General features: G+C 74.2%; 24 protein-coding genes. 14 read left to right on the top strand and 10 right to left on the bottom strand.

Going from position 1 to position 21662, the window contains the following annotated elements; translation table 11 throughout:
• Positions 1-27 precede the first annotated feature (27 nt).
• Positions 28-756 carry an IclR family transcriptional regulator gene (locus O7612_RS18505; protein ID WP_282265903.1) on the top strand — a complete coding sequence of 243 codons (729 nt, stop codon included), beginning with the start codon at positions 28-30 and terminating at the stop codon, positions 754-756.
• A 40-nt stretch (positions 757-796) separates the two neighbouring features.
• Here the strand turns inward: O7612_RS18505 and O7612_RS18500 are convergent, their stop codons facing one another.
• A complete protein-coding gene (locus tag O7612_RS18500; protein WP_067312204.1) occupies positions 797-1264 on the bottom strand; it encodes a MarR family winged helix-turn-helix transcriptional regulator in 468 nt (155 codons plus the stop codon).
• Between the two features lie 81 nt (positions 1265-1345).
• Here O7612_RS18500 and O7612_RS18495 point away from each other — a divergent pair, with 81 nt between their 5' ends.
• The 4 genes from O7612_RS18495 (at position 1346) to O7612_RS18480 (ending at position 5272) form a co-directional block, all read left to right on the top strand.
• The gene (locus O7612_RS18495) at positions 1346-2272 is read left to right on the top strand and encodes an SDR family NAD(P)-dependent oxidoreductase (RefSeq protein ID WP_282265899.1); all 927 of its coding nucleotides are present in this window, start codon (positions 1346-1348) and stop codon (positions 2270-2272) included.
• 68 nt (positions 2273-2340) lie between these two features.
• A complete protein-coding gene (locus tag O7612_RS18490) occupies positions 2341-3243 on the top strand; it encodes an amidohydrolase family protein (RefSeq protein ID WP_282265897.1) in 903 nt (300 codons plus the stop codon).
• A complete protein-coding gene (locus O7612_RS18485; RefSeq protein WP_282265895.1) occupies positions 3240-3692 on the top strand; it encodes a MaoC family dehydratase in 453 nt (150 codons plus the stop codon). Before O7612_RS18490 ends, O7612_RS18485 begins: the two co-directional genes overlap by 4 nt.
• Positions 3693-3745: 53 nt before the next feature.
• On the top strand, positions 3746-5272 hold the full coding sequence (locus tag O7612_RS18480) for a long-chain fatty acid--CoA ligase (protein ID WP_282265893.1): 1527 nt from the start codon (positions 3746-3748) through the stop codon (positions 5270-5272).
• Here O7612_RS18480 and O7612_RS18475 read toward each other — a convergent pair.
• From O7612_RS18475 to O7612_RS18450, 6 genes are all read right to left on the bottom strand, one after another.
• On the bottom strand, positions 5196-6083 hold the full coding sequence (locus tag O7612_RS18475) for a PaaX family transcriptional regulator C-terminal domain-containing protein (RefSeq protein WP_282265891.1): 888 nt from the start codon (positions 6081-6083) through the stop codon (positions 5196-5198). The genes O7612_RS18480 and O7612_RS18475 overlap by 77 nt on opposite strands.
• Positions 6084-6121: 38 nt before the next feature.
• Positions 6122-6931 (bottom strand): ABC transporter ATP-binding protein, encoded by an 810-nt coding sequence (locus tag O7612_RS18470; protein ID WP_282265889.1) that lies wholly within the window; start codon positions 6929-6931, stop codon positions 6122-6124.
• On the bottom strand, positions 6924-7742 hold the full coding sequence (locus tag O7612_RS18465) for an ABC transporter permease (RefSeq protein WP_282265887.1): 819 nt from the start codon (positions 7740-7742) through the stop codon (positions 6924-6926). The genes O7612_RS18470 and O7612_RS18465 overlap by 8 nt, the downstream gene beginning before the upstream one ends.
• A complete protein-coding gene (locus O7612_RS18460) occupies positions 7739-8539 on the bottom strand; it encodes an ABC transporter permease subunit (RefSeq protein WP_282265886.1) in 801 nt (266 codons plus the stop codon). Before O7612_RS18460 ends, O7612_RS18465 begins: the two co-directional genes overlap by 4 nt.
• A 60-nt stretch (positions 8540-8599) precedes the next feature.
• Entirely contained in the window at positions 8600-9574 is a 975-nt protein-coding gene (locus tag O7612_RS18455; protein WP_282265885.1) for an ABC transporter substrate-binding protein, read from the bottom strand.
• A gap of 286 nt (positions 9575-9860) precedes the next feature.
• Positions 9861-11033, bottom strand: a complete 1173-nt coding sequence (locus O7612_RS18450) for a 4-hydroxybenzoate 3-monooxygenase (RefSeq protein ID WP_282265884.1) — start codon at positions 11031-11033, stop codon at positions 9861-9863.
• A 263-nt stretch (positions 11034-11296) separates the two neighbouring features.
• On the opposite strand from O7612_RS18450, the gene O7612_RS18445 reads away from it, so the two are divergent.
• The 8 genes from O7612_RS18445 to O7612_RS18410 are packed head-to-tail and all read left to right on the top strand — an operon-like array spanning position 11297 to position 17443.
• Entirely contained in the window at positions 11297-12115 is an 819-nt protein-coding gene (locus O7612_RS18445; protein WP_282265883.1) for a CoA-transferase, read from the top strand.
• A 14-nt stretch (positions 12116-12129) separates the two neighbouring features.
• Positions 12130-12894 carry a CoA-transferase gene (locus O7612_RS18440; protein ID WP_282265880.1) on the top strand — a complete coding sequence of 255 codons (765 nt, stop codon included), beginning with the start codon at positions 12130-12132 and terminating at the stop codon, positions 12892-12894.
• Positions 12891-13631, top strand: a complete 741-nt coding sequence (gene pcaH, locus O7612_RS18435; RefSeq protein WP_282265878.1) for a protocatechuate 3,4-dioxygenase subunit beta — start codon at positions 12891-12893, stop codon at positions 13629-13631. Before O7612_RS18440 ends, pcaH begins: the two co-directional genes overlap by 4 nt.
• Positions 13624-14196 carry a protocatechuate 3,4-dioxygenase subunit alpha gene (pcaG, locus tag O7612_RS18430; RefSeq protein ID WP_282265876.1) on the top strand — a complete coding sequence of 191 codons (573 nt, stop codon included), beginning with the start codon at positions 13624-13626 and terminating at the stop codon, positions 14194-14196. The genes pcaH and pcaG overlap by 8 nt, the downstream gene beginning before the upstream one ends.
• Positions 14165-15511: a 3-carboxy-cis,cis-muconate cycloisomerase gene (gene pcaB, locus O7612_RS18425; RefSeq protein WP_282265874.1), complete on the top strand. Its 1347-nt coding sequence runs from the start codon at positions 14165-14167 to the stop codon at positions 15509-15511. The genes pcaG and pcaB overlap by 32 nt, the downstream gene beginning before the upstream one ends.
• Entirely contained in the window at positions 15508-16284 is a 777-nt protein-coding gene (gene pcaD, locus O7612_RS18420) for a 3-oxoadipate enol-lactonase (RefSeq protein WP_282265872.1), read from the top strand. Before pcaB ends, pcaD begins: the two co-directional genes overlap by 4 nt.
• A complete protein-coding gene (gene pcaC, locus O7612_RS18415; RefSeq protein ID WP_282265869.1) occupies positions 16281-16661 on the top strand; it encodes a 4-carboxymuconolactone decarboxylase in 381 nt (126 codons plus the stop codon). The genes pcaD and pcaC overlap by 4 nt, the downstream gene beginning before the upstream one ends.
• Positions 16658-17443 carry an IclR family transcriptional regulator C-terminal domain-containing protein gene (locus O7612_RS18410; RefSeq protein WP_067313906.1) on the top strand — a complete coding sequence of 262 codons (786 nt, stop codon included), beginning with the start codon at positions 16658-16660 and terminating at the stop codon, positions 17441-17443. Before pcaC ends, O7612_RS18410 begins: the two co-directional genes overlap by 4 nt.
• 16 nt (positions 17444-17459) lie before the next feature.
• On the opposite strand, the gene O7612_RS18405 is transcribed toward O7612_RS18410, so the two are convergent.
• The 3 genes from O7612_RS18405 to O7612_RS18395 form a co-directional block, all read right to left on the bottom strand.
• On the bottom strand, positions 17460-17930 hold the full coding sequence (locus O7612_RS18405; RefSeq protein ID WP_282265867.1) for a hypothetical protein: 471 nt from the start codon (positions 17928-17930) through the stop codon (positions 17460-17462).
• A gap of 85 nt (positions 17931-18015) precedes the next feature.
• The gene (locus O7612_RS18400) at positions 18016-19263 is read right to left on the bottom strand and encodes a cellulose binding domain-containing protein (RefSeq protein ID WP_282265865.1); all 1248 of its coding nucleotides are present in this window, start codon (positions 19261-19263) and stop codon (positions 18016-18018) included.
• A gap of 227 nt (positions 19264-19490) precedes the next feature.
• Positions 19491-20453 (bottom strand): PaaX family transcriptional regulator C-terminal domain-containing protein, encoded by a 963-nt coding sequence (locus tag O7612_RS18395; RefSeq protein WP_282265863.1) that lies wholly within the window; start codon positions 20451-20453, stop codon positions 19491-19493.
• 85 nt (positions 20454-20538) lie between these two features.
• Between O7612_RS18395 and O7612_RS18390 the strand changes: the two genes are divergently transcribed.
• Positions 20539-21438: a DUF2336 domain-containing protein gene (locus O7612_RS18390; protein ID WP_282265862.1), complete on the top strand. Its 900-nt coding sequence runs from the start codon at positions 20539-20541 to the stop codon at positions 21436-21438.
• Positions 21439-21662 lie beyond the last annotated feature (224 nt).

Here is a 21662-nt window from a genome sequence, read left to right as displayed (position 1 = left end):
GGGGTGCGCGGGCAGCCGGGACGGTCGGTGACCAGCAGGGTGCTGGCGCTGCTCGACGCGTTCACCCCGGCCGGGCCGGCGCTGACGCTGAGCGAGCTGGCCCGGCGCACCGGGTTGCCGCTGTCCACCGTGCACCGCCGGGTCGCCGAACTGCTCGCCTGGGGGGCGCTGGAGCGCGGCGACGACGGGCGGTACCGGATCGGTCTGCGGCTGTGGGAGGTGGGCTCACTCGCGCCGCGGGGCCTGGGGCTGCGGGAGGTGGCCCTGCCGGTGCTGGAGGACCTGTACGAGGTGACCCACGAGAACGTCCAGCTCGCCGTCCGGCAGGACCTCGAACTCGTCTTCATCGAACGCATCGCCGGGCGGCACGCGGTGCCCGTGCTCACCAGGGTGGGTGGCCGCTTCGCGTTGCACGCCACCGGTGTCGGGCTGGTCCTGCTCGCCCACGCGCCGGCCGGGGTCCAGGAGCAGGTGCTGGCCGCGCCGCTGGAACGGTACACCGCGCTGACCCTCACCGACCCGGCCCGGTTGCGGCGCTGTCTCGCCGAGGTGCGCCGGGTCGGGTACGCGGTCAGCGACCGGCAGGTCACCATGGACGCCCTGTCGGTGGCCGCACCGATCCGCGGGCCGGAAGGGGTGGTGGCGGCGGTCTCGCTGGTGGTCGCCCACGACCGGGCGGATCCGGTGGCGCTGGCCCCGCTGGTCCAGGCGGCGGGCCGGGTGCTCTCCCGGGCGCTGGGCGGCGCGTACCGCTGAGCGGCGGGGCGCGGTGACCGCTGTGCCGTCCCGGCCGGTGTCAGTCGGGGAAGGCGAGCAGCCGCAGCAGCCGGGCGAGCCGCTCGTGTTCGCGGGGCGTCACGGCGGGCAGCGAGCCGAGCCCCACGGCACGGACGCTGTCCTGGGCGCGGGCGAACAGTTCCCGGCCGGCGTCGGTGGCGACCAGGACGTTGGCCCGGCGGTCGGCGGGGTCGGCCCGGCGCTCGACCAGGGCCCGCTGGGCCAGCCCGTCGATGAGAGCGACGACCTGGCTGGGGTCGAGCCGCAGGAACTCGGCGAGCTCCCGCTGGGTCGGGCGGACGTCGTCGGCGGCCAGGGCGAGCACCGAGTAGGAGCGCGCCTTCAACCCGTGTTCGGCGAGGGCGGCGTTCGCCGCCGCGAGGGCCAGGGCGTTGGCGCGGGCCAGCAGGAAGCTCAGGTCCCCGGCGAGCACGCTGTCCCGGAGCCGGTCGCGTCCGGTCGACCGGGTCCTGTCGACAGGGGACATGGCGCGATGGTAGCAAGCAACCTGAATAATTGACATTCTCAACGGTCCGTGCTCAGATCGCATCGACGAAAGGGAGTGCCCATGTCACTGGACGGCAAAGTCGCCATCGTCACCGGATCCGGGCGGGGGCTCGGTCTCGCCTACGCCCAGGAGTTGGCGCGGCGCGGCGCGGCCGTCGTGGTCAACGACGTCGACGCCGAGGCCACCGCCGGGGCCGTGGCGGCGATCGAAGCATCCGGTGGCCGGGCCGTCGCGGTGACCGCCCCGGTCGGCCCGACCGCGACGGCGGAGGCACTCGTCAGCGCCGCGGTGGAGCACTTCGGGCGGTTGGACATCCTGGTCACCAACGCCGGCGTACTGCGCGACACGGTGCTGTGGAAGATGAGCGACGACGACTTCGACACCGTGGTCAACGTGCACCTGCGCGGCACCTTCACCACGGTGCGCGAGGCGGTGCGGCACATGCGGCAGGCCGGCGGGGGCGGCCGGATCATCTGCATCGGCTCGCCCACCGGCCAGCGCGGCACCTTCGGCCAGACCAACTACGCGGCGGCCAAGGCGGGCATCGTCGGCATGGTCCGCACCTGGGCGCTGGAGCTGAAACGGGCCGGCATCACCGCCAACACGGTCGTCCCGGTCGCCGCCACCGCGATGACCGCCACCGTCCCCTACTTCGCCGCGGCGGTACGCGCCGAGGCGGACGGCGAGCCGATGCCGGCGTTCTTCCGGCACGACCTCGGCTTCGGCACCGCCGCGGACGTCGCCGGGCTGGTCGCCTTCCTCGGCTCGGACGCGGCGGCCCAGGTGACCGGGCAGGTGATCGGGGTCGGTGGTGACCGGCTCCAGATCTGGACCCATCCGGAGGCGGCGGTGACCGCCTACCGGGAGGGCGGCTGGACCTACGACGCGCTGGTGCAGGCCTGGCCGGCGACGTTCGCCGGGGCGGCGCAGAGCGTCGGCGAACGCTTCCCGGAGCTGCCCGCCCAGTTCCAGCCGGCCACCCCCTGACCCACCCGGCCCGCGAACCGACCCCCGGCCCGCCGGACCACGGACCCGCCCGACGGAGGCTGCCGCCGATGTACCAGCCCGCGATCGACCTGGCCACCGTCACGGCGATCGACATGCACGTACACATCGAGGTCGACGACCACGGTCACACCTCACTGCCCGAACCGTTGGTGGCGGCGGCGTCGAGGTACTTCCGGACGGACGGACCCCGCCCGGCGGTCGACGCGGTGGCCCGGTACTACCGCGAGCGCGGCATGGCCGCCGTCGTCTTCACCGTGGACGCGGGCACCCAGCTGAAGCACCCGCCGCTGTCCAGCGTCGACGTCGCCCGCGCCGCCGCCGAGCACGCCGACGTGCTCATCCCCTTCGGGTCGGTCGACCCGCGCACCGGTGACGCGGCCCTCGAACTGGCCGACCGGCTGATCACCGAGGAGGGGGTACGCGGCTTCAAGTTCCACCCCACCGTCCAGGGCTTCGACCCCGGCCGCGACGAGTACGCCCCGCTGTGGGGCCTGATCGAGCGGGCCGGACTGCCGGCGATCTTCCACACCGGGCAGACCGGCATCGGCGCGGGCACCCCCGGCGGTCACGGCCTGCGGCTCGGCCTGTCCAACCCGATGCTGCTCGACCCGGTCGCGGCCGACTTCCCCGACCTCCAGATCGTCATGGCCCATCCGTCGGTGCCCTGGCAGGACGAGGCGCTGTCGGTGGCCACCCACAAGCCCAACACCTGGATCGACCTGTCCGGCTGGAGCCCGAAGTACTTCCCGGCCGAGCTGGTGCGGCACGCCAACTCGGTGCTGCGGCACCGGGTGCTCTTCGGCACCGACTACCCGCTGCTCACCCCCGACCGGTGGCTGCGCGACGTCACCACCACCGACCTCAGGCCGGACGTGCTCCCCGGCATCCTCAAGGACAACGCGGTCCGGCTGCTGGGCCTCGCCGGGGAACGACGAGAGGAAGCACCATGACCACGACCATCACCTACGACCAGCTCGCCGACCTCGCCGGCACCGATCTGGGGCACACCGGGTACCGGACGGTCACCCAGGACCAGGTGAACCTGTTCGCCGACGCCACCGACGACCACCAGTGGATCCACGTCGACCCCGAGCGGGCGACGGCCGGGCCGTTCGGCGCACCGATCGCCCACGGCTTCCTCACGCTGTCCCTGGCCGTGCCGTTCTGGACCGAGCTGCTGGAGGTCAAGGGCGTGTCCACGAAGGTGAACTACGGCCTCGACCGGGTGCGCTTCCCCGCGCCGGTGGTGGTCGGGGCGCGGGTACGGATGCGAGCCACCGTCGTCGAGGTGACCGAGGTGCGCGACGGCTACCAGCTCACCGTCGACCAGACCATCGAGATCGAGGGCGGGGCCAAGCCGGCGGTCGTCGCGCGGGGGTTGTACCGCTTCCACGCCTGAACCCCGCGGGGGCGTCCGGTCCGGCCGCGCACACCACCACCAGGAGGCTGCTGATGCACCAGCACGGGATCGGCGCGTGGGTGGCCAAGCGCCGGCTCACGTCCCCGGACCGGGTCGCCCTCATCCACGGCGAGGGGTCCACCGTCACGTACGCCCGGTTCGCCGACGCGGTGGACCGCGTCGGCGCGGTGCTGCGGGACCTCGGTGTCGGTGCCGGCGACACCGTGGCCTACCTGGGCGAGAACAGCCCGGAGTTCCTGGAGGTGATGTTCGCGGCGGCGCGACTCGGTGCGGTCTTCGTGCCGGTGAACACCCGGCTGGCGCCCCCCGAGATCGCCCACGTCCTGGCCGACTGCGCCGCCCGGGTGCTGATCCACGACCCGCAGCTCGCGGCGGCGGTGGCCACCGCCCTGCCGGCCGCCCGGCTCCGGCACGTCGTGGTCACCGGCGAGGGCACCCCGGACCGGCCGGGGCTGGCCCCGCTGGCGCGGGAGGCCGACCCGGAGCGCACCGGTCGGGCCGACCCGGGCCTGGAGGAGCCGGCGGCGATCGTCTACACCTCGGGCACGACCGGCCGGGCCAAGGGAGCGGTGCTGACCCACGGCAACCTCACCTGGGTCGCGCTCAACTGCGTGGTCGACTACGACGTCGTCTCGACCGACGTGGCGCTGATGATCTCGCCGCTGTTCCACGTCGCCTCGCTGGGGATGGGCGCCCTGCCGGTCATCCTCAAGGGCGCCACGATGGTCCTCGAGCGGGGCTTCGAGCCGGGGCGGGCACTCGCGCAGATCGCCCGGCACGGCGTCACCATGCTCAGCGGCGTGCCGACCACCTACCAGTTGCTGGCCGACCATCCCGCCTGGGCCTCGACCGACCTGTCGACGCTGGCCAAGCTGACCTGCGGCGGTTCGGCGGTGCCGACCCGCATCCTGGACGCGTACGAGGCGCGGGGCCTGTCCTTCTCGCAGGGGTACGGGATGACCGAGGCGTCGCCGGGCGCCACCGCGTTGCCGCCCGCGTTGACCCGGGCCAAGCAGGGCAGCGTCGGTCTGCCGCACTTCTTCACCGACGTGCGGGTCACCGGCCCGACCGGTGCCGTGCTGCCGGCCGGGCAGATCGGCGAGATCGAGGTGGCCGGTCCCAACGTCTTTCCCGGCTACCACGGTCTGCCGGCGGCGACCGCCGAGGCGTTCACGGCCGACGGGTGGTTCCGCTCCGGCGACCTGGGCCACCTGGACGCCGACGGCTGCCTCTACGTCACCGGCCGGCTCAAGGACATGATCATCTCGGGTGGCGAGAACATCTACCCGGCCGAACTCGAACTGCTGCTCGGCGAGATCGACGGGGTGGTCTCGGCGGCCGTCATCGGGGTACCGGACGACCGCTGGGGTGAGGTGCCGTGGGCGGTGGTGACCGTCCGGGAGGGGGCGACCGTGAACACCGACGCCGTGCGCGCGCACCTCGACGGCAGGATCGCCCGCTACAAGCTGCCGAAGAACGTGGTCATCGTGGACGAGCTGCCGCGGACCGCGTCGGGGAAGGTGCGGAAGGCGGAGCTGCGGGCGCGGTTCGCCGGCTGACCGCCGGCCGGGCCGCGACGAGCGCGGCGAACTCCGCCGTCGACGCCTCGGCCAGCCGGCGGTGCGCCCGGCGGTAGGTCTCCACCGACCGGGCGGCCGGCCACTGCGCGCCCATGAACTCCGCCGGCAGCCGGGGGTCGGCCCGCAGCAGGGCGAGCCAGTCCGCCACCAGCATCGTCCGTACGGTGAGGGCGCTCGTCGCCGTGGCCGTCGCGGCCGGGTCCTCCCACCGCGCGATGAACGCCAGGTGCTCGCGGCGGATCGCCTCGATGTCCCAGGCGGCGCGGACGCTCTCGCCGATCGGGAAGCCGGGGAGTTCGCGGGCGTGGAAGGCGACCACGGCGTGCGGTGCGAGATCCTGCCGCAGCGGCCCCAACGACCCGGCCAGGTCGACCTCGCCGGGCGCCAGCCAGAGCCCGTCGCGGATCGGCGCGAAGCCCTCCCAGGTGAGGGTGGACCGCAGCCGGTGCCGCAGCCTGCGGTGGTCCTCCGGGATCGAGAAGGTGACCAGCGTCCAGCCGCCGCCCTGCGGGTCGAACGGCCGTGGCCCGCGTACCCGGTGGGTCGCCTCGCGCAGCACGGCCGTCCCGTGCTCGGTCAGCGCGAACAGGGTCTCCCGGCCGCTGCGGCCCCGGGCGAGGACGCCGCTGCGTACGAGCCGGTCGAGGGTGGCCCGGGTCGCCGGTGCGGCGACCCCCGCCCCCTCCAGCACGGTGATCAGGACACTCGCCCGGATCGGCCCGGTGGCGTCGTCGACCACGTGCTCGCCGAAGAAGGCGAGCAGGAGCTGCTTGGGTTGACGCCGACCCACGGCCGTCCCCTTCGGTGCGTTCGTCGTCCGGGCGTCGCTCACGGCGCGGACCGGTCCGCCGGCTGCCCGCGCTTGGCCCGCTGGATCTCGCCGTAGACGCGCGTGCGCAGCTCGGTGAAGCGGGGCAGGGCGCGGGTGGTGATCTGATCGCGCTCCGGCGGCAGGTCGACCGTCAGGTCCTGGCGGATCCGGGTCGGGGCGTGGGACAGCACGAGCACCCGCTGGCCCAGGTACACCGACTCGTCGATGTCGTGCGTGACGAACAGGATCGACATCTCCCGGCGGGCGTGCAGTTCGCGGACCAGATCCTCCAGGTCGGCCCGGGTCTGCGCGTCGACGGCGGCGAACGGCTCGTCCATGATCAGGACCTCGGGCTGGTAGGCGATGGCCCGGGCGATCGCCACCCGCTGCTGCATCCCGCCGGAGAGCTGCCACGGGTGACTGCGCGCCGCGTGCCCCAGGCCCACCGCGTCCAGCGCGTCGGCGACCAGCGTGCCGCGCGCGGCGCGGGAGAGCTTCCGGTGCCGCAGCGGCAGCTCGACGTTTCCGCGTACCGTCAGCCACGGGTAGAGGCTGCGCCCGTACTCCTGGAACACCACCGCCATGGCGGGGCTGGGGCCGGTCACCGGCGCACCGTGCATCTCGACCACCCCGGCGGTGGGCCGCAGCAGACCGGCGAGGCACTTCAGCAGGGTGGTCTTGCCGCAACCGGACGGCCCGACGATGCAGACCAGCTCACCGGCGTCCATGGTGAAGCTGAGGTCCCCGATCGCCTCGACGTCGCCGGTCGGGGACTGGTAGACCTTGCGCAGGTGCTCCACCCGCAGCAGGGTGCGCCGGTCAGACACGGTTGACCTCCCTGATTCCGTGGTACCAGCGCAGGACGCGCCGTTCGACGAGACCGAACACCACCGCGAGCAGCACACCGACCAGCCCGAGCAGCAGGATGCCGCTCCACATCTCGGCCACCAGGTAGTTGCGCTGGAAGTAGGCGATCCGGTAGCCGAGCCCGGCCGACGAGGCGAACATCTCGGAGATGACCATCAGGATGAGCCCGACCGAGAGGGCCTGCCGGACCCCGGCCATGATCCGTGGGCTGGCGGCCGGGAGCACCAGGAACCACAACCGTTCCCACCAGGTGACCCGGAACGACCGCGCGGTCTCCGTCATGACGCTGTCCGTGGCCCGGACCCCCTCGATCGTGTTCAACAGGATCGGCCAGACCGCGCCGGAGACGATGACCACGACCTTCATGGTGCCGGTGATGCCGAGCAGGAGCATCATCACCGGGATCAGCACCGGCGGCGGGATGGCCCGGAGGAACTCCAGCAGGGGTTCGAGCAGTTCGCGCAGCCAGCGGGTCAGGCCGATGACGGTGCCGGCGGCGGTGCCGAGCACGATCGACGCGCCCAGGCCGAGGGCGAGCCGGGCGAGGCTCGGCAGCACGTCCTCGGCGAACGCCGGTCCGATCCAGGTGTCGACGAAGGCGTCGGCGATGGTCACCGGGTCGGGGAAGAACCGGCTCGTCGTCCTCGTCGCCACCAGGCCCCAGAGCACCAGGAGCAGCAGTGGCAGCCCGAGCGCGTGCAGCAGGCCCGCCGCCAGGCGGCCGGCGGTCCCGCGCCGGGGTCGTGTGCGGGCGGGTCCGTCCACGGTCACGGCGTCTCCTCGCCCCGTACCGACTGGTGCCAGGACAGCGTCCGCCGCTCGACGAACCGGAAGACCAGGTTCACCGCCAGCCCGAGCAGGCCGGTGACCACGACCAGGGCGTACAGGCCGACGGCGTCCCCGGCGGACCGGGACAGCTCGATCATGCGGCCGAGGCCGGGGTTGCCGATCACCATCTCCGCGGTGACGGCCAGGATGAGCGCCACCGCCGCCGCGAGCCGCAGTCCGGTCATCAGGTACGGCAGGGTGGTCGGCAGGACGAGGTGGGTCAACCGCTCGCGACGGCGCAGGCCGAAACTGCGGGCGGTGTCCCGGGCTACCGCGTCGACGTCGGCGACCCCGTAGATCACCTGCACGAACACCTGCCAGAACGACGCGTAGACGATGATCACCAGGGCGGCCTGGCGCTGGATGCCGAACATCAGCACGGCGAGCGGGATCAGGGCGACCGACGGGATGGGGCGTAGGAACTCCACCATCGTGTGGGTGGCCCGCCGCAGGAACGGCACCAGCCCGACGACCGTGCCGAGGACGACGGCGGCGACCGTGGCCACCGTCACCCCGATCGCCCAGGACGTCATGGTGCTGCCCAGCCGCCGCCAGAACGCGAGGTCGACGAGCTGCTCGGCCAGCCGGGCGAGCACGTCGGTCACCCGGGGCAGGTACTGCGGGTCGACCAGGCCCAGCGTGGGGACCGCCTGCCAGCAGACGAGGAAGCCGGCCAGGCCGAGGCCGCCCAGCAGCGCCCTGCGTGCCGTGCGCAGGCGTCGGGTGGGGGGCACGCGCATGTCACCTCCGTGGTGGCGCGGACGACGCCGCCCGCCCGGGTCGGGCGGGCGGCCCGCCGGCTACTGCTGGTGGACGAGGCGGTCGAGGTCGGGCTGCCGGTCGAGCACCCGGTACTTCTGCGCGAGTTCGGCGAGCTTCTGCAGGCTGGCCCGGTCGACGTCCCAACCGAACGCCGGTAGCCGGACCGATTCCGCCACCGGCGGCGGCAGTTGCAGGTTGTCCTTGATGGCCTGCCGGACGGCCGTCTCGTTGGCCGGGTCGCGGGCCCACTCCAGGGTCTTCTTCATCGCGGCCGAGAAGTCCTCGACCAGTGCGGCGTCCTTGTCGGTGCGTTCGGTGGTGGTGATCGTGGTGAGGGTGGCCAGGCCGGGCACGACCGCCTGGTAGGGCGCGACGACGAAGGTGTCGCCCCGGCTCTTCAGCTGGGTGACGAAGGGCTCCGGCACCCAGGCGGCGTCGATGTTGCCCGCCGCGAGCTGGGCCGGCGCGTCCGGGAAGGCCACCTCCACGAACTTGATCCGCCGGGGGTCGCCGCCGTCCTTCTCCACCGCCGCCATGATCGTGACGTCGCCGGCCGCGCCCAGGCTGTTGACCGCGACCCGTTTGCCCGCCAGGTCGGCCGGTCGCCTGATGCCCGACTTCGCCGAGGCCACCACGGCGTTGATGTCGTCGCCGTCGGCGTACGAGGAGGCGTAGTTGCCGATGATGACGACGCCGAGCTTCTGCAGGTCGGCCCGGAAGGGGCCGAAGGGCTGACCGATGGCGAAGTCGATGTCGCCGTTCATCAGCGCCGGGATGGCCTGTGCGCCGCCCTGGGCGGGCAGCACCTCGACCTGGAGCCCACGTTCGGCGAAGATGCCCGCCCTGATGCCACCCCACAGCGCGGCGGTCTCGGTGATGGGCAGCGCCGCGACCCGGACCTTGCGCAGGTCACCCGAGGTCTGCGGGGACGGGGCGGACGCGTCGGAGTCGGTACATCCGGTGAGGGCGATCGCGGTGACGGCGATCAGCCCGAGAGCCATGACCTTCTTCATTGACGAGGCCCTTCCTGGGCGGGGTGGTGGGGTGCGTCGGAAGTCGGCGGGACGCCTCGGTACTGCGGGAGACCGGTTCGACCGGTCGCGGCGTGGGGACGCACGCCGCCGTGCGGCCATGGTCGGCCACCCCGGCATCGAAAGTCAATAATTTCTGACGCCCGTCATGAATGAGTTGAACGACGCTGCGTCGCGGTGGCGTCGCTCCGGTCCGTACCTGGACGGCGGTGGGCGGGGGCGACGACCACCGGGTGGCCGCGCCCCCGTCCGGGCCGGTCCGACGTGGTCAGACCTCGGCGAGGCCCACGTAGTTCTCGGCCAGGCTGGTCGCGTAGGCCCGGGAGGTGGCGACGTACCGCAGGGTGGCGGTCTGCACCTTCGCCTCGTACGGGTCGTCGGCCGCCAGCCGGTGCAGCATGGACGTCATCCACCAGGAGAAGTGCTGCGCCCGCCAGACCCGGCGCAGCGCGGTGGCCGAGTAGCCCGCCAGCAGGTCGGTCCGCCCGTGGCCGTACCAGGCGGCGAACGCCTCGCCGAGCAGCGCGACGTCGGCCAGCGCCAGGTTCATGCCCTTCGCGCCGGTCGGCGGGACGATGTGCACCGCGTCGCCGGCCAGGTACAGCCGCTCCCACTGCATCGGCTCCACCACGAAGCTGCGCATCGGGGTGACGGACTTCTCCAGCACCGGCCCCTCGGTGAGCGACCAGCCCGGCACCGTCTCCAGCCGGGTCCGCAGCTCCGCCCAGATCCGCGCGTCCGGCCAGTCGGCGATGTCCTCGTCCGCCGCGACCTGGAGGTAGAGCCGGGAGATCTCCGGTGAGCGCATGCTGTAGAGGGCGAAACCCCGGTCGTGGTGGGCGTAGACGAGTTCCTCCACCGCCGGTGCGGCGGCGGCCAGCACACCCAGCCAGGCGAAGGGGTACGCCCGTTCGTAGGCGGTCAGCACCCCCTCGGGCACCGCGCCCCGGCTCACCCCGTGGAACCCGTCGCAGCCGGCCACGAAGTCGCAACGCAGCTCCTCCGCGCGCCCGTCGCGTCGGTAGTGGACGACCGGGGCGTCGGAGTCGAGCCCGGTCAGCCGGACCACGTCGGCGTCGAACAGGAGCGTGCCGCCGGCCGCGAGCCGGGCCGCGATCAGGTCCTTGACCACCTCCTGCTGGCCGTAGACGGTGATCGCCCGGCCGGTCAGCTCGGTCATCGGCACCCGGTGCGACTCACCGGCGAAGCGCAGCTCGATGCCCTCGTGCCGCAGTCCCTCCCGGCGCAGCCGCTCGCCGAGGCCGGTGCGGCAGAGCAGGTCGACCGACCCCTGTTCGAGGACGCCGGCCCGGACCCGGTGCTCGACGTGGCCGCGGCTGCGGCTCTCCAGCACCACCGACTCGATGCCCTGCCGGTGCAGCAGGTGCGAGAGCATGAGCCCCGCCGGCCCGGCGCCGACGATGCCGACCTGGGTACGCATCCGAGACCTCCTCGTCCCCCGGGTGTCACCGGTCCACCCGGGAGCGTGCGGGGGTCCTCCCGGGAGGTTCCGGACGCCGTCCGCAGTGTGTCCCGTGGTGTTCGCAGGACGAACGGCTGTTCTCCTTGTGAACGGTGGCACGCGGTCCGGCCGCCGTCAACGCGTTGACGTACGTCGCTGTCCGTCGTACGTTCGACATGAGTACGGCGGTCCGCATGTCGAACAGCCGGCGATGCCCGGTTCGCGGCAGGCGGGAGAGGCTGATGGCGCGGCTCGTCTCGCTCGCCGACGGTGTGGCGGAGCTGGTCCACGACGGCGACGTGGTGGCCCTGGAGGGGTTCACCCACCTCATCCCGTTCGCCGCCGGTCACGAGGTCATCCGTCAGCGACGGCGGGAACTCACCCTGGTCCGGATGACCCCCGACGTGGTCTACGACCAGCTCATCGGGGCCGGGTGCGCCCGCCGCCTGGTCTTCTCCTGGGGCGGCAACCCGGGGGTGGGGTCGCTGCACCGCTTCCGCGACGCCGTGCAGCAGGGCTGGCCGCGTCCGCTGGAACTGGAGGAGCACAGCCACGCCGGGATGGCGAACCGCTACCTGGCCGGGGCGTCCGGGTTGCCGTTCGCCGTGCTGCGCGGCTACACCGGCACCGACCTGCCCCGGCACACGGCCAACGTCCGCTCCGTCAGCTGCCCCTTCACCGGGGAGACCCTCACCGCCGTGGCGGCCCTGCGCCCGGACGTGACGGTGGTGCACGCGCAGCGCGCCGACCGGGCCGGCAACGTGCAGCTCTGGGGCATCACCGGGGTGCAGAAGGAGGCGGTGCTCGCGGCGCACCGGTCGCTGGTCACCGTGGAGGAGATCGTGGATGAGCTGACCCCGGTGCCCGGCCAGGTCGTGCTGCCCGGCTGGGCGGTCACCGCCGTCGCCGAGGTGCCCGGCGGCGCGCACCCCTCCTACGCGCAGGGCTACTCGGTGCGGGACAACGACTTCTACCGGGCGTGGGACGCTGTCAGCCGGCACCGCGACACCTTCCGGGCCTGGCTCGACGAGCACGTGCACCGGGCCGGGGCGGCGACGTGAGCGGGGCGGACGCGATGACGGACTGGACCGCCGACGAGATGATGACCGTCGCCGCCGCCCGGCAACTGCGCGACGGCACCGCCTGTTTCGTCGGGATCGGGTTGCCCAGCACGGCGGCGAACCTCGCCCGGGCGACCCACGCCCCGCACCTGGCGCTGGTCTACGAGTCCGGCTGCCTCGGCGCGAAGCCGGACCGGCTGCCGCTGTCCATCGGCGACGGCATCCTCGCCGACACCGCCGACGCGGTGGTGTCGGTGCCCGAGGTGTTCAACTACTGGCTCCAGCCCGGTCGGATCGACGTGGGCTTCCTCGGCGCGGCGCAGCTCGACCGGTACGGCAACCTCAACACCACGGTGGTCGGCGGCGACTACGCCGCGCCGCGGGTGCGGCTGCCCGGCGCGGGTGGCGCACCGGAGATCGCCGCCTCCTGCGGCGAGGTGGTGGTGATCGTCCGGCAGAACCTCCGGACCTTCGTCGAGCGGGTCGACTTCGTCACCTCCGTCGGCTACGGGGCGGGGCCGGGCGACCGGGAACGGCTCGGCCTGCGCGGCGGCGGCCCCCGCCTGGTCATCACCGACCTGGGCGTGCTCGAACCCGATCCGGTGAGCCGCGAGCTGACCCTGACCCGGCTGCATCCCGGGGTGACCCGGGAACGGGCGCGGGCGGCCACCGGCTGGGACCTCGCCGTGGCCGAGCCGCTGACCACCGGTGACCCGCCGACGCCGCACGAGCTGGCGGTGCTACGGGCGTTGGCGACGACCACACGGGAGGGACGATGACCGGGGAGGCCGGCGTTGTGCCGGCGCTGCCGGCGTACCGGCGCGACGACGTCGACACCCACCCACCGCTGCTCAGTCCCGGCTACCGGTCGACCGTGGCACGGGCGCCGCGGCAGCCGCCGGTCCACCTGCCGCAGCGGCTGACCGAGGTCACCGGGCCGCTGCTGGGCGAGGGACGACTCGGCGACCTCGACCACGACCTGACCCGCCAGCACGACGGCCCGCCGCAGGGGCAGCGGATCATCGTGCACGGCCGGGTCCGCGACGGCGACGGCCGCCCGGTGCCGCACACCCTGGTCGAGATCTGGCAGGCCAACGCCGCCGGCCGCTACCGCCACGCCGGCGACACCTGGCCGGCCCCGCTGGACCCGCACTTCGACGGGGTGGGCCGGACCCTCACCGACGACCGGGGGCGCTACCGGTTCGTCACCGTACGGCCCGGCGCGTATCCCTGGCGCAACCACGACAACGCCTGGCGGCCGGCGCACATCCACTTCTCCCTCTTCGGCCGGGCGTTCACCCAACGGCTGGTCACCCAGATGTACTTCCCCGGTGACCCGCTCTTCTTCCAGGATCCGGTGCTCCACGCGATCCGCGACCCGGACGCCCGGCAACGGTTGGTCGCCCGCTACGACCACGCCGGCACGGTGCCGCAGTGGGCGCTGGCGTACGGCTTCGACATCGTGCTGCGGGGCCGGGAGGGCACCCCCTTCGAGGACGGGGACGACGATGAGTGAACGGCTGGGCGTCACCCCGGCGCAGACGGTGGGGCCGTACCTGAGCATCGGCCTGCACTGGCCCGACGGGCCGTACGTCGTCCCCGAGGGCACCCCGGGGGCGTTGTGGATCCGGGGCCGGATCGTCGACGGTACCGGAACACCGGTCGTCGACGCGCTGGTGGAGAGCTGGCAGGCCGACCCGGACGGCCGGTTCGACCATCCGGACGACCCGCGCGGCGCCCGGCCGCCCGTCCTCGCCGGATTCCGGGGGTTCGGCCGCAGCGAGACCGACGAGCAGGGGCGGTACCGGCTGCTGACCGTCAGGCCGGGGGCGCTGCCCGCCCCGGACGGCGGCACCGAGGCCCCGCACCTGAACCTGTCGATCCTCGGCCGGGGGCTGCTGCACCGCCTGGTCACCCGGCTCTACTTCCCCGACGAGCCGACGGCCAACGCCGCCGACCCGGTGCTGCGCAGTGTCGGCGCCGACCGGCGTGCCACGCTGCTGGCCACCGCCGCACCGGACGGGTTCCGCTTCGACATCCGTCTCCAGGGTGACCGTGAGACCGTCTTCTTCGCCGTCTGACGGCCTGCTCTCCGGCCTCTCCGGCATCCCGGACGTGGACGCGGAGCTGGGCGACCCGGCCCTGTTGCGGGCGCTGCTCGACGGGGAGGCCGCGCTGGCCAGGGCCGGGGCGGACGCCGGCGTGCTGCCCGGGTCGGCGGCCGACGCGATCGTCGCCCGGTGCCGCCCCGGGCGGTACGACCCGGTGACCCTCGGCCGGGCCGCCGACGCCGCCGGGAATCCGGTCGTCCCGCTGGTCCGGGAGTTGACCGCCGCCGTGCCCGCCCCGGCCCGGCCGTGGGTGCACCTCGGGGCGACCAGCCAGGACATCCTGGACACCGCGCTGAGCCTGGTGGCGGTGCGGGCGCTCGGTCCGCTGCTGCGCCACTTGGACGCCGCCGTCGACGCCGCCGCCCGGCTCGCCGCCACCCACCGGGACACCGTGCTGGTCGGCCGGACCCTCGGGCAGCAGGCGGCACCCACCACCTTCGGGCTCAAGGCCGCCGGGTGGGCGACCGGCCTGGCGCAGGGCCGGGAGCGGCTCCGGCACGCGGCCGGCGGGCAGCCCGCCCAACTCGGCGGCGCGGTCGGCACCCTGGCCGCGTTCGGCCCGGCCGGTCCGCAGGTCGCCGAGCGGTTCGCGGCCCACCTCGGGCTCCCCGCGAGCCCGCTGCCCTGGCACACCTGCCGGCAGCCCCGCCTCGACCTGACCGCCGCCCTCGGCGGGGCACTCGCGGCGACCGGCAAGGTCGCGCTCGACGTCGGGCTGCTCGCCCAGACCGAGATCGGCGAGGTCGCCGAGGGGGGCACCGGCCGGGGCGGCTCCTCGGCCATGCCGCACAAGCGCAACCCGGTGGACTCGATCCTGATCGGGGCCGCGGTGCGCCGCGGTCCCGGCCTGGTCGCCACCCTGTTCGGCGCGGCGGTGCAGGAACACGAGCGGTCCGCCGGCGGCTGGCACGCCGAGTGGGAGCCGCTGCGTGAACTGCTGCACCTGACCGGCGGTGCGGTCGGCCGGTGCGCCCGGCTACTGGCCGGGTTGCAGGTCCGTCCGGACCGGATGCGGGCGAACCTCGACGCGACCGGCGGGCTCGTGCTCGCCGAGGCCGTCGCCGCCCGGCTGGCCCCCGCCGTCGGGCGCAGCACCGCGCACGACCTGGTCACCCGCGCCGCCGCCGCACCCTCGTTCCGGGCCGCGCTGCTCGCCGACCCCGAGATCCGCGCCCACCTGTCCGAGGCGCAGCTCGACGCGGCGCTCGACCCGGCCCGGTGGCTCGGGTCGGCCGGTCCGCTCGTCGACCGGGCGCTGGCCGCCGTCCGGGGCACGGACGGGTGACCTCCCGGCTGCACCTCACCGTCGACGGTCCGGCCGCCGCGCCGGTGCTGCTGCTCGGCAGTTCCCTCGGCACCACCGGCGCGATGTGGGCACCCCAGGTCCCGGTGCTCGCCGAACGGTTCCGGGTCATCCGGTACGACCACCTGGGTCACGGCCGCTCGGCGGTGCCGGACGGGCCGTACACCCTGGAACTGCTGGGTCGGGAGGTGCTGCGGACGCTGGACGACCTCGCGGTGCCGTGGGTGCACTACGCCGGGCTGTCCCTCGGCGGAATGGTCGGGATGTGGCTCGCCGCGCACGCGCCCGACCGGGTGCGGCGGCTGGCGCTGCTGTGTACCTCGGCGTGGCTCCACCCGCCCGCCCCGTGGCGGGAGCGGGCGGCGACGGTCCGCGCCGGTGGCCTGTCGACGATCGCCGACGCGGTGGTGGCCCGCTGGTTCACCCCGGCGTTCGCGGCGGCCCGCCCCGACGTGGTGGCCGGATGCCGGGATCTGCTGACCGCGACGCCCGCCGCCGGCTACGCCGCCTGTTGCGAGGCGATCGCCGCCATGGACCTCCGCCCCGACCTGGGCCGGATCGGCACGCCGACGCTGGTCGTCGCGGGCGCGGAGGATCCCGCGACCCCGGTGGCGCACGCCCGGGAGATCGCCGGCGGCATCCCCGGTGCGCGGCTGGTCGTCCTCGACGCGGCGGCGCACCTGGCCAACGTCGAGCAGGCCGGGCCGGTGGGCCGCCTGCTGCGGGAGCACTTCGAGGAACCGGGTGACCGATGAACGACCACGAGCGGCACGAGGCCGGCATGACGGTACGCCGGCAGGTGCTCGGTGACGCGCACGTCGACCGCGCGGTCGCCGGCACCGACGAGTTCACCGCCGACTTCCAGGACTTCATCACCCGCTACGCGTGGGGGGAGGTGTGGAGCCGGCCGGGCCTCGACCGGCGTACCCGGAGCTGCGTCACCCTCGCGGTGCTGGCCACCCTGCACCACGACGAGGAGTTGGCGATGCACGTGCGGGCCGCGCTGGGTAACGGGCTGAGCCCGCAGGAGGTGGCGGAGGTGCTCCTCCAGGTCGGCGTCTACGCTGGCGTACCGGCGGCGAACCGGGCGTTCCGGGTGGCCCGGGAGGTCCTGCGGCGGGAGGCGGGGTGAGCGTGGGCGGGGAGGCGGCGCGGTCGCCGGACTTCGTGCAGTCGCTGGAGCGCGGACTCGCGGTGATCCGGGCCTTCGACGCCGAACACCCGCGGCTCACGCTGAGCGAGGTGGCCCGGCGGACCGGGCTGACCCGGGCCGCCGCCCGCCGGTTCCTGCTCACCCTGGTCGAGTTGGGTTACGTGCACACCGACGGCCGGTTGTTCTCACTGCGGGCGCGGATCCTCGCCCTCGGCTACGCGTACCTGTCGGGCCTCGGCCTGCCCGAGATCGCGCAGCGGCACATGGAGGCCCTGGTCGCGCAGGTGCAGGAGTCCTGTTCGGTGTCGGTGCTCGACGGCGACGAGGTGGTCTACGTCGCCCGGGTGCCCACCAAGCGGATCATGACGGTGGGGATCAACGTCGGCACCCGGTTCCCCGCGTACGCCACCTCGATGGGACGGGTGCTGCTGGCCGCGCAGCCGGCGGACTGGTTGGACGACTACCTCGCCACCGCGTCGCTGCGGCCGTTGACCCGGCGTACCGTCACCGACCCGGCCAGGTTGCGGGCCGTCCTGACGAGGATCGCCGGCCAGGGCTACGCCATCGTGGACCAGGAGCTGGAGGAGGGTCTGCGCTCGCTGGCCGCGCCGATCCACGGCGAGGACGGCACGGTGGTCGCGGCGGTGAACCTGTCCGCCCACGCCAGCCGGGGCTCCTTCGAGCTGATCCGGCGGGAGCTGCTGCCACCGCTGCTGGCCACGGCGCGGCGGATCGAGGAGGACCTGCGGGGCGCGGCCTGAGCCGGCCGGAGCGCCGTCACCCCACCCGGTAGAGCCGGTCCGCCGGGTCCACGACGGCGCTCAGCAGCGCGCCCGGCACGAGCGCCGGGTCGTCGGGCCGGACGGCGTCCACGTCGAAGGCGGCGAACCCGGGTCCGTGGATCCGCAGGTGGAGCAGGAGCCCCGGGTCCTCGCCGCCGAGGTGGTGCGCCACGGTGAGGATCTCGGCCGTCGCGGCGACCCCGGTGGCGTCGAGCTGGCGGGCGTCGCGGCGGGACCGGTCGACCACCCGCCAGCCGAAGATGCCGAAGCCGACCCCGACGACGGCGGTGAACACCCCACCGGCGAGCAGGCCACAGCGCTCCCCGGTCGACACCGGCAGGTCGCCCAGCAGGTCGGCGGCGAGCAGGGCCGGCCCGGGCAGGCAGATGGCCAGGAAGACCAGCCGGCAGAGGACGGCGCCGACCGGCCCGATGCGGGTCTCCGCCTCCCGGGGTGCGCTCGTCATGGCGGCACCCTAGAACACCCGACGGCGGGCCGGTACCCGGTACCGGCCCGCCGCGGACCATCCGTCTGCCTCCTCGGGTGGTCGTTCAGCTTCCGGTGCAGGTGGCGGTGGCTCCGGCACCGGTCCCGGTGCCCTGGAAGCCGAAACTGGTGGCCTGTCCGGCGGCCAGCCGTCCGTTGTAGCTCTGGTTCGTGACGGTGACGCTGCCGCTGGTGCCGCTGCCGACGCCGTTCCACAGCGAGGTGACCGACGCTCCACTCGGCAGGTTCAGGGTGACCCGCCAGCCGGTGAGGGCGCTGGTTCCCGCGGTGACGCTGACGTTGGCGACGAACCCGCCGTTCCACTGGTCCTGCACCGCGTAGACCGCGGTGCAGCCACCGTTGCCGCCGGGCGGGGGCGTGGTGGGTGGCGGTGTGGTGGGCGGGGGAGTGGTCGGCGGTGGCGTGGTGGGTGGCGGCGTGGTCGGCGGTGGCGTGGTCGGCGGCGGGTCGCCGAGCGTCAGGTTCTTCTGCTGGACGGTCCACTGGGTGCGGCACAGCCCGCAGTTGGCGCCGACGAAGTTGCTGCCGGCGGTGGTGTCGCCCTTGAGCCGCCACTTGAGGTAGAGCACCGCCACCCGGCCGAACTCCCCGCCGTTGGGCTGGTCGTAGGTGCCGCCGTGCCCGACGTTGAGGTTGCCCATGAAGGCGGGCAGCCCGGCCGGCAGCTTGCCCCAGTCGTCGATGGCGTTCGGGTAGGCGATGTCGCTGGGGCCACCGACGAAGTAGGCGATCGGCTTGGTGAGCCGCCGGAGCTGGTAGTCGTCGGCGTCGTTGAGCAGGCCGCTGCTGAAGATCCCGGTGGTGGTCACCCGGGGATCGTTGGAGACGGCGTACGCCTCCAGGCCGCCGCAGGAGAAGCCGGCGACGGCGACCTTGCCGGTGTCGATCCGGTTGTAGTACTTGCTGCCCTGACGGGAGTTCTCGGCCACGGCCCAGTCGATGGACTGGGTGAGCATCTGCGAGTTGGTGGAGCCGGAGGCGTTCGGCCCGCCGTTGGCGATGGCCAGGAAGCCGTGCGAGGCGATCTCGCGCAGGAAGTTGCCCTGCGAGAGTCCGTTGGCCGAGCAGCCGCCGTTGCCCCAGACGAGGATCGGCAGCCGCTCGGTCGGCAGCGTCTGGGGTCGGAAGATGGTGTGGTTGGGCAGGCTGGCCGAGGTCTCGTAGTCGGCGGGATAGGGCCCCGAGCCGCCGACCGCGGCGTCGGCCGGCGTCGCGCCGAGGGTCATCAGCACGGCGGCTGCCGGCACGAGCGCGGCCGTCAGGCCGGCGTAGAGCTTCGATCTGAGTGGCATGCACCCTCCTGCGGGTGTCGGCGGTGGCACCCCCTGCGGTGGCGGGTCTGCCGCCGGGCCCGACCAGGGTGGTCAGCGCCGGCGGCGGGGCGGGCCGACGGGGACGCGTCGACCGCCGGCCGCAGTCCCACAGGCGGTCGCGGTATGCAGTTACTATCACTGTGGTAACGAAAAGTGTCAATGTCTTGCCCGGCTGGCGGGCCGGGTCCGACACCCGTCCGTGCCGGTCAGTCGGTACGGCGTGGGACTCCGGGCGGGCCGCCGGCCGGTTCCGGACCGGTGGTGGCGTCGAAGTGGGTGATCCAGCCGGCCGCGGCCGGCCAGTGCGGGGCGGCCACCTCGATCAGCCGGGCGCGGGCGAGCGCGCCGAGCGCGCCGTGGACGTCCAGGAAGGTCTCCCGGGCCTGTTGGCGGGGCCAGGGCTGGGGTAGCAGGTGGGCGGGCAGGTCCGGGTCGGTGTCGGCGAACCGCCGCCAGGAGTCCATCGCGGAGGTGCGCGCCACCAGCGCCGTGGCCGGGTCGACCGAGCCCCGGCGGGCGGCCGCCCGCAACGGCGCGTAGCGCGCGACGAAGGCCGTGTAGCCGGCGGCGAGGCCGGTCAGGTCGTACGCGGCGGCCGGGCCGTGCGGGCCGGACTCCTCGTCGAACCGGGCGTGCAGCACCGACCAGCGCGCCCCCTCGACGGCGTGCAGCAGTGCCGTCAGCTCCTCCCGTACCGGTCCGGCGTGGCTGCCCGGCCGGATCCACACGCTGTCGTAGAGGCCCACGAAACCGTGGCCGGTCAGCGCCCGGCGCACCGCGTGCCGGGTGGCCTGGCCGGAGCTGGGAACCGAGAAGGAGACCACCACCCAGTCCCCGGTCCAGTGCGGTGGGCGTGCGCCGAAGTCCAGGAAGTGCCGCATCCGGGAGCGGTGCCGGGCGATCGCCGCGGGCGTGAGGTGGTAGACCGGCGGCCGGGTGTTACCCCGGGCCGCGATGAGACCACGCTTGACCAGCCGGGACAGGGCGGCACGGGCGCTCGGTTCGGTGATCCCGAACTCCCGCAGCATGGCGATGACCGCCGCCGACGGCAGGTCGGCGTCCGCGGAGTCGAGGTACTCACCGAGCAGGGTGGCCAGCAGGTGCTGCGGGCTCGACCCGAGCTGGGCCCGGGGGGTGCGGACGTCGTCGGTGGGCTGTTCGGCGTTCACCCCGTCAGATTGTCCCACCACCGTGGGGCCGCGCCCGGCCGCCGGCCGGGGCGTCGCCGCTGCGGCCCGTGACATGATGACGCCCATGGGCGAGCAGCAGGACGTCGGCGGGACCGACCGTCACCGTGGGTCGGGCACCGTGGCGCAGCAGGCGACGGACGGCGGGGTCGAGGCCCGGCTCGCCCTCGCCCAGGCTCCCGGCACGACCCACCTGACCCTGATCGACCTGGCCGCCGACCCGTCGCCGGTGGTCCGCCGGGCGGTCGCCAGCCGGCCCGACGCGCCCGCCCAGGCGCTGCGACCGCTGACCCGCGACCATGACCGTGAGGTGCGGGAAGCGGTGGCGAGGAACCCGTCGACCTCGATCGCCAACCTGCTGCGCCTGGTCCGGGACGCCGACCGGTGGGTCCGCTGGGCGGTCGCCGGCAACCCGGCCTGCGACACGTCGGTACGCCGGGTGATGGTCCAGACCGCGGACAAGGAACTGCGTGGTCTGCTCGCCGAGTCGCGGGAACTGGAGCCCGAGCTGGCCGCGCGGCTGGTCGGCGACGTCTCCCCCGAGGTGCGGGAACGGCTCGCCGCGCACACCCACGACCCCGAGGTGATCACCGCGCTGCTGGCCGACCGCACGGCCCGGGTGCGCAAGGGGCTGGCCCGCAATCCGCGCACCACCGCCGTCCAGCGCGGCGAGCTCGCCGGGGATCCCGTGCCGGACGTCCGTGCCGCGCTGGTGGCCGCCGTCGCGCTGGATGAGGCGGACCTGCGCCGTCTGGTCGATGACCGGTCCGTGCAGGTACGGATGGCGGTAGCGACCTCGGAGCTGGTCCCGGCGCACCTGCGGCGGTTGCTCGTCGACGATTCCGACGAGCTGGTGGCCGGCGCGGCCCGGGAGTTCCGTCCCGGATCGGTGACGTCCCCGGTGGTCCGCCCGCCGCGGGTCGGTCACCGGGGCGGGCGGGGGCGGTCGGGCGACGCCCGGCGCTGAACCGGTCCGCGCCACCGGTCCCCGTCCTCCGCGGCCGGCGGCGCTGCGGTTGCGGGCCGCACCGGGGACGCGGATCAGGCCGGCTGCCGCGTACCGCCCGTGCGGGGTCGTCGACGGGCGGACACCTTCCCGCGTCGTCGGAGGTGTTCCCCGGCGGGCGGACGGGGCGCGACAATTCTCGGGCGGATTGACCGGGGTGGCTCTCTTCGGTTCCTACCGACCGG

Source organism: Micromonospora sp. WMMD987 (assembly GCF_029581435.1).
Lineage (GTDB): Bacteria > Actinomycetota > Actinomycetes > Mycobacteriales > Micromonosporaceae > Micromonospora > Micromonospora rifamycinica.
Note: the sequence above shows the minus strand (reverse complement) of the source record. Positions and strands in the feature narration are given on the sequence as shown.

Excerpts from the sequence above, each read along its gene's own strand:
- O7612_RS18455 (WP_282265885.1), bottom strand. The coding sequence starts at position 9,574 with ATGAAGAAGGTCATGGCTCTCGGGCTGATCGCCGTCACCGCGATCGCC.
- O7612_RS18405 (WP_282265867.1), bottom strand. The coding sequence starts at position 17,930 with ATGACGAGCGCACCCCGGGAGGCGGAGACCCGCATCGGGCCGGTCGGC.
- O7612_RS18495 (WP_282265899.1), top strand. The coding sequence starts at position 1,346 with ATGTCACTGGACGGCAAAGTCGCCATCGTCACCGGATCCGGGCGGGGG.
- O7612_RS18445 (WP_282265883.1), top strand. The coding sequence starts at position 11,297 with ATGGCGCGGCTCGTCTCGCTCGCCGACGGTGTGGCGGAGCTGGTCCAC.
- O7612_RS18450 (WP_282265884.1), bottom strand. The coding sequence starts at position 11,033 with ATGCGTACCCAGGTCGGCATCGTCGGCGCCGGGCCGGCGGGGCTCATG.
- pcaC (WP_282265869.1), top strand. The coding sequence starts at position 16,281 with ATGAACGACCACGAGCGGCACGAGGCCGGCATGACGGTACGCCGGCAG.
- O7612_RS18390 (WP_282265862.1), top strand. The coding sequence starts at position 20,539 with ATGGGCGAGCAGCAGGACGTCGGCGGGACCGACCGTCACCGTGGGTCG.
- O7612_RS18460 (WP_282265886.1), bottom strand. The coding sequence starts at position 8,539 with ATGCGCGTGCCCCCCACCCGACGCCTGCGCACGGCACGCAGGGCGCTG.
- O7612_RS18500 (WP_067312204.1), bottom strand. The coding sequence starts at position 1,264 with ATGTCCCCTGTCGACAGGACCCGGTCGACCGGACGCGACCGGCTCCGG.
- pcaG (WP_282265876.1), top strand. The coding sequence starts at position 13,624 with ATGAGTGAACGGCTGGGCGTCACCCCGGCGCAGACGGTGGGGCCGTAC.
- O7612_RS18490 (WP_282265897.1), top strand. The coding sequence starts at position 2,341 with ATGTACCAGCCCGCGATCGACCTGGCCACCGTCACGGCGATCGACATG.
- O7612_RS18400 (WP_282265865.1), bottom strand. The coding sequence starts at position 19,263 with ATGCCACTCAGATCGAAGCTCTACGCCGGCCTGACGGCCGCGCTCGTG.
- pcaH (WP_282265878.1), top strand. The coding sequence starts at position 12,891 with ATGACCGGGGAGGCCGGCGTTGTGCCGGCGCTGCCGGCGTACCGGCGC.
- O7612_RS18480 (WP_282265893.1), top strand. The coding sequence starts at position 3,746 with ATGCACCAGCACGGGATCGGCGCGTGGGTGGCCAAGCGCCGGCTCACG.
- O7612_RS18440 (WP_282265880.1), top strand. The coding sequence starts at position 12,130 with ATGACGGACTGGACCGCCGACGAGATGATGACCGTCGCCGCCGCCCGG.
- O7612_RS18485 (WP_282265895.1), top strand. The coding sequence starts at position 3,240 with ATGACCACGACCATCACCTACGACCAGCTCGCCGACCTCGCCGGCACC.